The organism is Candidatus Methylarchaceae archaeon HK02M2, assembly GCA_024256165.1.
Lineage (GTDB): Archaea > Thermoproteota > Nitrososphaeria > Nitrososphaerales > JACAEJ01 > HK02M2.
Window position 1 is genome coordinate 1 of sequence record JAKLZG010000016.1, and the last position, 9,681, is coordinate 9,681.

Annotated in this window: 9 protein-coding genes; 7 read left to right on the forward strand and 2 right to left on the reverse strand. The window is 38.4% G+C overall.

The genetic code is table 11. The annotated features are described in order from the left end of the window. The 5 genes from radA to L6N96_01150 all read left to right on the forward strand — a co-directional run. Nucleotides 1–995: DNA repair and recombination protein RadA (gene radA / locus L6N96_01130; GenBank protein ID MCP8322769.1), on the forward strand; the 995-nt coding region annotated here is incomplete at its 5' end. A gap of 15 nt (nt 996–1,010) precedes the next feature. Continuing rightward, the gene (locus L6N96_01135) at nt 1,011–2,726 is read left to right on the forward strand and encodes a hypothetical protein (protein MCP8322770.1); all 1,716 of its coding nucleotides are present in this window, start codon (nt 1,011–1,013) and stop codon (nt 2,724–2,726) included. Nucleotides 2,727–2,866: 140 nt separating this feature from the next. After that, entirely contained in the window at nt 2,867–4,006 is a 1,140-nt protein-coding gene (locus L6N96_01140; GenBank protein ID MCP8322771.1) for a hypothetical protein, read from the forward strand. Beyond that, a complete protein-coding gene (locus L6N96_01145) occupies nt 3,996–6,221 on the forward strand; it encodes a hypothetical protein (GenBank protein ID MCP8322772.1) in 2,226 nt (741 codons plus the stop codon). Before L6N96_01140 ends, L6N96_01145 begins: the two co-directional genes overlap by 11 nt. A 294-nt stretch (nt 6,222–6,515) precedes the next feature. Beyond that, a complete protein-coding gene (locus tag L6N96_01150; protein MCP8322773.1) occupies nt 6,516–6,818 on the forward strand; it encodes a muconolactone Delta-isomerase family protein in 303 nt (100 codons plus the stop codon). A gap of 146 nt (nt 6,819–6,964) precedes the next feature. Here L6N96_01150 and asd read toward each other — a convergent pair whose 3' ends face one another. After that, nucleotides 6,965–8,047, reverse strand: coding sequence for an aspartate-semialdehyde dehydrogenase (gene asd / locus L6N96_01155; GenBank protein MCP8322774.1), 1,083 nt, complete (start codon nt 8,045–8,047; stop codon nt 6,965–6,967). Between the two features lie 79 nt (nt 8,048–8,126). Then, nucleotides 8,127–8,636 (reverse strand): tRNA (N6-threonylcarbamoyladenosine(37)-N6)-methyltransferase TrmO, encoded by a 510-nt coding sequence (tsaA, locus tag L6N96_01160; GenBank protein MCP8322775.1) that lies wholly within the window; start codon nt 8,634–8,636, stop codon nt 8,127–8,129. A gap of 151 nt (nt 8,637–8,787) precedes the next feature. Here tsaA and L6N96_01165 point away from each other — a divergent pair, with 151 nt between their 5' ends. Next, nucleotides 8,788–9,435 (forward strand): hypothetical protein, encoded by a 648-nt coding sequence (locus tag L6N96_01165; GenBank protein MCP8322776.1) that lies wholly within the window; start codon nt 8,788–8,790, stop codon nt 9,433–9,435. Continuing rightward, on the forward strand, nt 9,416–9,681 hold a 266-nt coding region (locus L6N96_01170; protein ID MCP8322777.1), incomplete at its 3' end, for a transcriptional regulator. The genes L6N96_01165 and L6N96_01170, both read left to right, overlap by 20 nt.

Genomic DNA, 9,681 nt, shown 5'->3' on the forward strand with positions numbered 1-9,681 from the left:
TAAGATTGAGCGAATCAGTTCTCGATCTGAGTCTGCAGGATCTTCCTAAGATAGGAGCTGAGACCGAGAAGAAGCTCGTCAATGCGGGTATAGAGTCGGTTTTAGATCTCGCTACCGCTCTACCAAATGAGCTTGTTGAAATTGTTGGTATAACAAGGGATCGCGCTAGTGCTTTGATCTTCACAGCCCAAAAGAAGCTTCGAGAAAGCGGTTTACTTGAGAAGGAGTTCATACCAGCGTCAGAGGTTTTGGATAGGCGTCAAAAACTGATGAGGTGTACTATAGGATCGAAGAACTTTGATGATCTTCTAAATGGAGGTATCGAGACTCAAGCCATTACAGAACTTTGGGGAGAATATGGCTCGGGTAAGAGCCAGATATGCCATACTTTATGCGTAACTTCCCAACTACCTGTTGACCAAGGAGGGTTTGATCGAGGATCTATCTTCGTCGATACTGAATCGACCTTCAGGCCTGAGAGGCTTCAGCAGATAGCAGAGGCAAGGGGCTTAAATCCAGATGATGTTCTGAAGAGAATAATCTTCTGCAAAGTTTACAATAGTAGCCATCTTGAGCTTGTAGTCAAGAATCTTGGAAAATATATCGATAAACATGATGCTAAACTTGTCTTGATTGATAGCATCATCGCCCTTCATAGAGCAGAATTTATGGGTAGAGGGACTCTTGCTGAAAGGCAGCAAAGGCTCAACGCTCTTATTCACAGACTCCTGAGATTGGCAGAAATCTATAATATAGCTGTAGTTGTGACGAATCAGGTTCAAGCCCAACCTGATACATTCTTTGGAGATCCCACAAAGCCTGCTGGAGGACATGTAATTGCGCATGCTTGCACATACCGCCTATATCTAAAGAAGGCTGGGTCTGACAGGAAAGCGATAATGGTTGATAGCCCGTATCACCCATATTCAGAAGTAAGGTTCACTATCAATGAGATGGGTATAGCAGACCCAGATACCAAGAAGTCTAAGTATTAAAGATGAAAATGGGGGTTGGGTAACATCAAGAGCGAGTATGTCTACCCTAAGCCTGAAAAACTTCCCAAGCCAGATTTAAGTGATAGATGTCCATATGTTACTCTCTCGGAGCTGAAGCCGTCAACTTACACAAATATGATTGCCAAGGTATCTTCATCAAGGGTAAGTGAGAGACGTGACCAGTTAGGTACCAAAACTGTCTTCACAGGCATATTGGAAGACAAGACTTTCAGAGTACCATTTGTATGTCACAAAACATCCATACCTATGGAGAGGGACGTTGTGCTGAATATCAGATCAGCCTATGTTCACGAGTTTCAGGATAGAAGCCTTCTTTTGATACTTACAGAATATTCGAAGGCCAAGCTTCAGCAGATTGAAGATCTAAGAAATTATATACGGCGTCCCAAGATAGCCCATTTCAAACGTCCTGTTTGGAATGTTATTCTAAAAGGCATAGTTTCAACTATATACAAAAGTTCAGGCTTGGTTAAACGATGTAACAAGTGCAAGACACTCGTCTTTGATACCTGCCCAAACAATTGCAAAGAAGGGTGGAGCTGGGACTTCAGAATTTCCTCAAGAATCTACGATAGCTCTGGTTCTATCAAGATGATATTACCAAGACATCTGGCTACAAGAATCTTGGGAAGAAGCATCTGCGAGATTCTCTTTCTTGCAAATGTCCCAAACAATAGATCCATAGAAGGTTTTGATTCTATCAATTACTACTTAAGCCTTCCAGAAAAAATTCAAGTAATGGAAGCGGTAGTTGAGAATGCTTCTAGCCTTCGCAGTAAAGATAAGTTGATAGTCACAGACGGTTTGACTCTTGCCTATTTCCCGTCTAATAGCGGGTTTTCAATGGATGTAGGAGACGCCTCCTTAAAGCAACTCGATCCAAAAGATCCTCATGATTCCAAGATAATTAGGAAGATCATTGGGAAGGCTATAGATACCAGTATTAGAAGGATAACAGGCAAGCCCTTGCTTCATGGGCTATACTTGTTAGAGGAGCCTATCCCGCTCTACAGATGTGAAAAGGCCAGACTCTATTTGGGTTTTTCATTAAAAACAGGATTGGAAGATGAGAAAATTGTTGTTGAGGTATCACCACAAGCGTTTGTAAGAGAAAGTACATGGGACTATGTCAAGTGGAGAAGGAGCAGAGGAGCCACAGCGAAAGCTATAGTAAATACTCTCCAGAGATATAGAAGCAATGTCATTCTCGCTCCTTTTGGATATTTAGGACACATCGAGGATGTTATCTTCAAAAAAGCAGGAGAGCAAAGGGTCTCTGAAGTTGATAAAAGGAATTTTGTGGACTTTTGGAAAGATATCTACGGTATTGAGGTGTCGCCAGAAGAGATACCTCTCCTTAAAGTGAAGTTGATAGACTCTGAGCATCTGTTTACGTACCCACCATCAACAGCGTACTTTGACAAGAATCAATTATTCATCTCAGCCAATACCCAAAGGTTCGTAGAGTTCAAGAAAAGTTCTTTGAAAGAGAGAGTTCGATCAGTTCTCTTAAAAGCTCTTCAAGATGTTTCGATTGAAAACCAAGAATTGTCATTCCTTGGTGAAAAAGATAAGATAGACACTCAAAGATTGCTTTTTTACGATATTCAAAGGAAGTTGTTCGGTAGAGAAGTCAGGGCTCAAGGTCGGATAACCCAATTTAGAGACCAGTTCTACTTCTTTCCTCGACGAGTACTACAGGTGAGCTGATCTGTCTAAAATCAGAGAAGGCACGTATGCAAAATTATCTATCAGCTCTATCAAGTTCAGGGAAATCTTGAGGGAAGTAGAAAGAGCCATGGTCAGGCTTGAAACTCTAGGGCATGAAATTGAGGAGGAAATTGAAAGGTGTGTCTAAATTGGAGTTTAAGGATTCACAGATAGTAATGAAGACGGCGGCAGATGGTTTAGAAGAGGAAAGAAATAAGCTCAGACTGACTACGGGTAGTGGTGACTTAGATGGTCTTGTAGGAGGAATTGAAGAAGGTTTATTCTACATTTTTTATGGAGAGCAAGAAATTCTTGATATACTTATCCATAAGCTCATAGTCAACTCTATTTTGCCAAGGGAAAAAGGCGGCTTTGAAGCCAGATGCATTTACTTTAACAATACGAATTATTACACAGGAAAAACGATCCTTAATCCATCAGAGCTTGGAGAGTTGGCAAAACGTGTAGGCATCGAGCCCGAGATAGTGTTTACCAATATATATACAGTGGCAGCCTACAATGAGCAGAGGCAGGTCATCGTCGCAAAGCAGGTTGCTGAACAGATTAAAAAGGATCCCGATATCCGATTATTAGTCATTCATAATATAACACAGTTCTTTAGTGATTCAAAGAAGCCTGAAGAGACAAGGCAAATTTTAAAGCGGGTGATAGGCTACGTTTGGAAGGTTGCTTCGAAAAGAGGGATAGCAACTGTTGTAACAGCGAATACTGTACCTTCTGGAAGAGGTTTTATTCCAAGACCTGTTGGTGGTTCGTTTTTTCGTCATATGGCAAACGTTATTGTTCACGTCAAGACTTTTGAAGATGGACCTATCCCATCAGTCAAAGCTACTCTCATCAAACATCCTTACAAGAAGACGCCTGATTCTATCGTTCTACTTGTCTCTAAAGGAGGGATGGACCTGATGGGTAGAATAACTCCTTCGTTTCGCCAGCTTTATGAAAAAACCATAAGTGAACTAAAGACTCATTATCAAAGTAGCTTGATAGACCTTGGGCATAAGAAAGCCTTCGATCTTCTGCTCAAGGAAGCCTGGAATACCGAACAGTCAGCGATGGGCAATTCGAATATGCCTACGGTCTTGGATAGATTGAGCCTTTCGGCCAATATTCATAACAGAAAGCTGACAGAAGTATTGAACCAGAGGCTCAAGGAGAAGGATAGAGCTATCGAAGGATTGAGGGAAAGGCTTGAAGAGCTTGAGGTGCGAATCATGCCGAAAGCTGGCGAGGCCAAGAATCTGAAAATTGAAAAGTAGAATTGGATGGATACTAAACGTCTATGTAGAAGGAGACGAAGCAGTCATATGGATTCGCACCGAGGATGGTAGAGTCATTAGGCTAAAGGATAGATATCATCCTAGCTTCTACATCCTACCAAAGAGTTTAGAGTACGGAGAGCGACTATTATCTTCTCTTCAAGAGGAAGAAAGCATAAAAAAAGTTGAATGGGTAAACAAGTACACAAACCTCAACGACCAGAGGAGGAAGAAGCTTCTTCACATCACTTTGAACAGAGTAGCTACTTACAAGTATCTAGAAAGGAGGCTTGAGGACTCAGGATATGTCGAGGAACTTTTCAATACAGATCTACTTCATGTGAGACGGTACATCTATACAAGGTTGGGTATAGCGCCTACAAGCAAGGTAGATGTCAAATTTGATGAAGATAACTTCCTGATTGAGATCAAGAAGATAGATGATGAGAAGGAAATTCTACCCCCACCTTTTACTTCACTTTATTTTAAAATCAACCCATCGGGTCCTAATCTTACTCCTAATCCTAGCTTGGATCCTATAGGTTCGATTGAAGTGAGATGTCATGAAGACGGGGTGATCTTTAAAGGCAAAGAGCGATTTTTTCTAGAAGACTTTGCTTCTTTTATTCAAAGTAAAGATCCAGACTTTCTCATATGTCCAGAATGTGATAAATTTACTTTCCCATACATATTTAAACGAACAAAAATCCTTGGTCTAAATCTACAATTAGATAGGGAAGATGTCAGACTCGATACTTTATGGAAGCCTTTGCCTTATTGGATTAGGGGCAGAGTTTCATCAGACTACAATCTTTTCAGTTGTGGAATGGCTGGACTGGTTGAGAGGTCAAGATTCAGCTACTTACCTCCTGGCATCGCCGTAAGATGGAGGAGCAATAGAATCATCGATAGCAGGAACTGTTATGAGTTGATGAGAAGAGGGTTCGTAATACCCAAGAACACGGGTTTTTTTGAGTACATCAGACCTGTCAAGGAGATCATCGAACGTGATAAAGGGGGCATGATAATATCACCATGTATAGGAACGGTTCATGAGAATGTTGCAGAGCTTGATTATGAAAGCGAATATCCGAATATCATTGTTAATTATAAACTAAGCTATGAAACTGTAACACCTGAAGGTCTTGTCAAGAGGAAAGATGCAATCCTGCCTCATATTACTGAAAGTACATTGAAAAGAAGACTTTACTTCAAAAATTTGAGGAAGTCTTTTCCTCAGGATAGTGCTGAATGGCAATACTGCGAGCAACGCCAGAGTGCCCTCAAATTGATACTTGTATGCTTGTACGGCACCTCAGGCTGCTGCTGGAATAGATTTGGAAACGTCTTGACTTTTGAGGAGATAAATCGTAAGTCTAGAGAGATCATGATCAAGACAAAGGACTTCGTTCTGAGCCTAGGTTATGAACTTATCTATGCAGATACCGACAGTGTCTTTTTAAAGAAGAAAGGAGCTAAAAAGGAAGACTACGAAGAGCTGGCAAAAAGGATAGACGATCACATCGGTCTGCCTGTTTCCTTGGACCACTACTACAAATTCCTACTCTTGCTCCCATTGGAGTCTGATCCCTCCATGAAAATGGAAGCACAGAAGCACTACTTCGGCATGCTTCATAATGGAGATATCGTCGCGAGAGGGATAGAACTCAGACGTCACGATACTCCAAAGTTCATCAAAGACTTCCAGATCAAGTTGATCCAAACTCTCTTCGACTGTAGGAATGCAGAAGAAGTTCGTTCGATTGGTTATGAGAGAGCTTTACAACTAGTGACAGAAGCTATCGATAGGGTGATGGTAGGTGATGTACCAATCGAAGATCTCGTTGTCTCCAAGGTCTTGAGGAGACCCATAGCGAAGTATAAGAGTGCGTTTCCACACGTTTCAGCCGCTATTCAATTGGCAAGTAGGGGTAGGAATGTGAAAAAAGGTGATTTCATAGACTTCATCTTTTTGAACGCTAATCATCATAATCCCTTATGCAGAGTATTGGCTTATGAACTGGCCAGTTCAAACGTTAATCATGATAAAGAGAAGTATAGAGATATGGTCTTAGATGCTGCTGAAACTGTTTTGTCTACTTTCGGTTTTTCTCGCAATATGCTTGGTCTAAAATCGTCCATAAGATCGTGGATAGAAGGTTTACAAGAAGAGAGGGAAAGAGAGCTCGTAACTGAGGTAGAGACAGAGGGATGATGTATTGTTAGATTATCATAATGGATTAAAAATTCAACCCATATCCTGTTCTTTTTATATGATCTTTGCCTTTAAGAGCGGATGACCTTTTATGATTCTAAAGAGAAATTATAACTATACGAATTTGTCAGTTAAGTTAAATATTCATTAGTAGGGTTAATAAATGCAACTTATAATATACCTAAATTTCTTTTCCTTCTTGAATATCTATCAATAAATAGGGCCTTTTTTGGATACGTGAATCCTAAAAATTTATAAAAATACATAGCGATCAAAAAGCCTAATTTGAAGTTCTTGGTAAAATGGCGCATAAACCCGATATCTCCGAATTTAATGAAAGTAATAAGAAACATAATACCGGCTCAGATTAAATATATAAAAAACCTTAAAGAAAAGGGCAAGATCCTTGCTGAATACACCTTAGATGGTAAAGATGAGGGTTTTGGGATCCTTGACGTAGAATCTAGTGAAGAACTCAATGAGATCATCGCAAATGCGCCATCAAGTTCAATTGTAAGATATGAAGTATTTCCACTCACAGATTTCGAGAACTCTTTAAAATCATGGGAGAAATTCTTAGAAAGAGTTATGAAATAAGCTATATTCCATTTTTACGTATTAATACAATTTGATTTTTTGGATAGTATACTCAACTCTAAGTGTCAGTACTAATATACCCATTATAACGAAGAGATATCTTTACCCTTAATGAAGTTGGAGAAAAAATTAGATCCTAAGATAACTCAAAGAAAACCTTTCTTAAGAAGATATTCTGCATTTAACACTGCACCTTTTGCCCCGCCTATTTTAGTATTGTGTGAACATGTTACAAAACTTATTTCATCTTCTACGTTTCTTATTCTTCCAACAGACGTTATCATGCCTCCACCAGCTTCCGTATCTAATCTTGGTTGTGGTCTATAAGTCTCATAATTTCCAGGTGTTGGTTCATCATAGACAATAATTGGTTTTTCTGGTGCAGAAGGTAAGTCTAACTTTTGAGGTAAACCTGTAAAATTTTTAAAAGCGTTTTTAACTTCTTCTACACTGCAAGCTTTTTTAGTTTTTATACTTACCGATTCTGTGTGACCATCTTCGACATCTACCCTTGTACAAGTGGGATAAATTTTCATAGAAGCATCAATAATTTTTCCCTTCTCATATTTTCCTAGTATCTTTTTTGTTTCTTTAACAACTTTCGGTTCTTCATTTTCAATGAAAGGTAACAGATTTTTTGAAGCGAATCTTCTATACTCAGAATCTTCACGTATTCCTTTTTCTCCAGCCCCTGATTTTGCTTGCATTGAAGTCATATGCAAACTTTCTATACCCCAGTTATCATAAATTGGTTTTAATGGAATCACTAATGTTCTTGTTGTGCAATTTGATATAGCTGTTAAAGATTTCCATCCTCTTCTTTCTTTTTGAAATTTTATAATTTCAGCATGTTCAGGATTTACTTCAGGAATTAAAATAGGGACTTCAGGAGTATATCTAAATGCTGCAGAAGTACTAATTAAATCAATATTTTCTGCAATTTTACTTTCTACATCTTTTCCTATATCAGACGGTAAACCAGAAAAACATACATCTAATTTGTGACTAGCTAAATCATCAATATTATAAACTTCCATTTCCAATATTTCTTGTGGTAAATTATTTACATACATTCTGTCTTTTAGCGCATCAGCATATTTTTTCCCTGCAGTTCTTCTTGAAGCATATAAAGATGAGATTTCAAACCAAGGATGATTAAATAAAGATTCTACAAACTCCTGTCCTATTACACCTGTTGCACCAACTATTCCTACATTAAGTTTTTCCATTATTTCCTTACCACTTCAGTTAACAGATTTAAATAATTATTGATAGTATGACTAAGATAATTTTATTTTTATTTTTATTTTATAAGCTAGGATTTTTCAAACCTGAAATTTGGGATACTTTACTTTCGAGTTCCTTATACCATTCTGGTAACTCAACATTACGTTCAATCCTGTCCGGCGTATAAGGTTTAATATCTAAAATTGGGGTCTTATTGAACAAGTCTAAACCATCGACGTGTAAAAAGCGACTCTCTCGTTTTAGCAATTTTACAATGGTAATTGCTATTGGAACTGGTCTATGAGGAGAATCGCTACAAAAGACACCCACCTCTGGAAGATCCTCGAATTTTATTCCGAATCTTATTAAGCGTCTGAATCTCACTTTCAGGACCCTTTGTTCTTCATTGCCAACCTTATCCAAGTAGGATACGATAATGATATGAGAGAATCCTTCAATTTTATCCAAACCTTCTTTGAAATCATCAAAAATTTCAATTGTTCCCTCGACCCCGCCCAGGGAGTCTTTTACAAATTCTTCTTCGTCTCTATTATGCACTAAACCTATCGGTTTAACAACTATCTCTCCCATGAATTTATTAAAATATGAGTAGACATCTAAATGTTTGGTATAGTTAATTTGCTTAGAACTAAATTTATCTATGCTTTGTTTAGATTATAAATTACTTTGTAATGCAAAGTTTTATATATTGCAAAGTTTTAATATAGTGCGGTGATATGAGATGAATGAGAAAATTAATCTGAAAGAGATCGAACGAAAGGCTTACAGGTCATACCATCAAGACGGTTTAATTGACATAGTTGTCGGCGTTTTTGTTCTGTTGTTTGGCTCAGGCATCTTTCTTAAAACTGTGATAGACTTTAGTACATGGTTTATAATTCCAGCAATTTTTCCTGCGATCATATTGCCTATTTGGATTTCGGCTAAGAAACGAATAACTATGCCAAGGATTGGTTATGTAAATTTTGGAAGTAGAAGTACAAACAAGTTAATGGCTGTCTTAATTGGAGTTATGGTCTTTGGTCTGTTAACATCCATAGTTTTTCTTTTTTCTTTAGCATCAACTCAAGCTTGGGCATTAACACTGAGGAATCTGATCATTCCAAACAGTATGATCATAATAGGTATTGCAGCGGCTTCAATATCAAGCCTATTCGCATACACAATGGGTCTAAAGCGGCTGTACGTATATGGACTATTAACATTAGCAACATCTCTTATAGGACACTTCATCACTATCCCATTCGAGTATTTCCTTGTAACTATTGGACTTGTGATTACCATCAATGGCTTTGTTCTTCTAATGCAATTCATACGAAAATATCCACTAACTCATGGTGACAAGACACTTGTCAAAAAATTCTTTTAACCTAAAGAACATCGATCGATTGATCCATGAGCCAACTAGATTGATGATCATGACCCAGCTGTATGTTGTAGAAAGCGCAGACTTCCTCTTCCTCCAAAATCAACTTCAGATGACTCCAGGTAATCTATCATCTCATTTGAGCAAACTGGAAGAGGCAGGTTATGTGGAGATAGTCAAGGAATTCATTGAGCGAAAGCCTCACACAGCACTAAAACTTACAAAGAAAGGACGTGATGCTTTCAACGG

Excerpts from the sequence above, each read along its gene's own strand:
- L6N96_01165 (MCP8322776.1), top strand. The coding sequence starts at position 8,788 with ATGAATGAGAAAATTAATCTGAAAGAGATCGAACGAAAGGCTTACAGG.
- asd (MCP8322774.1), bottom strand. The coding sequence starts at position 8,047 with ATGGAAAAACTTAATGTAGGAATAGTTGGTGCAACAGGTGTAATAGGA.
- tsaA (MCP8322775.1), bottom strand. The coding sequence starts at position 8,636 with ATGGGAGAGATAGTTGTTAAACCGATAGGTTTAGTGCATAATAGAGAC.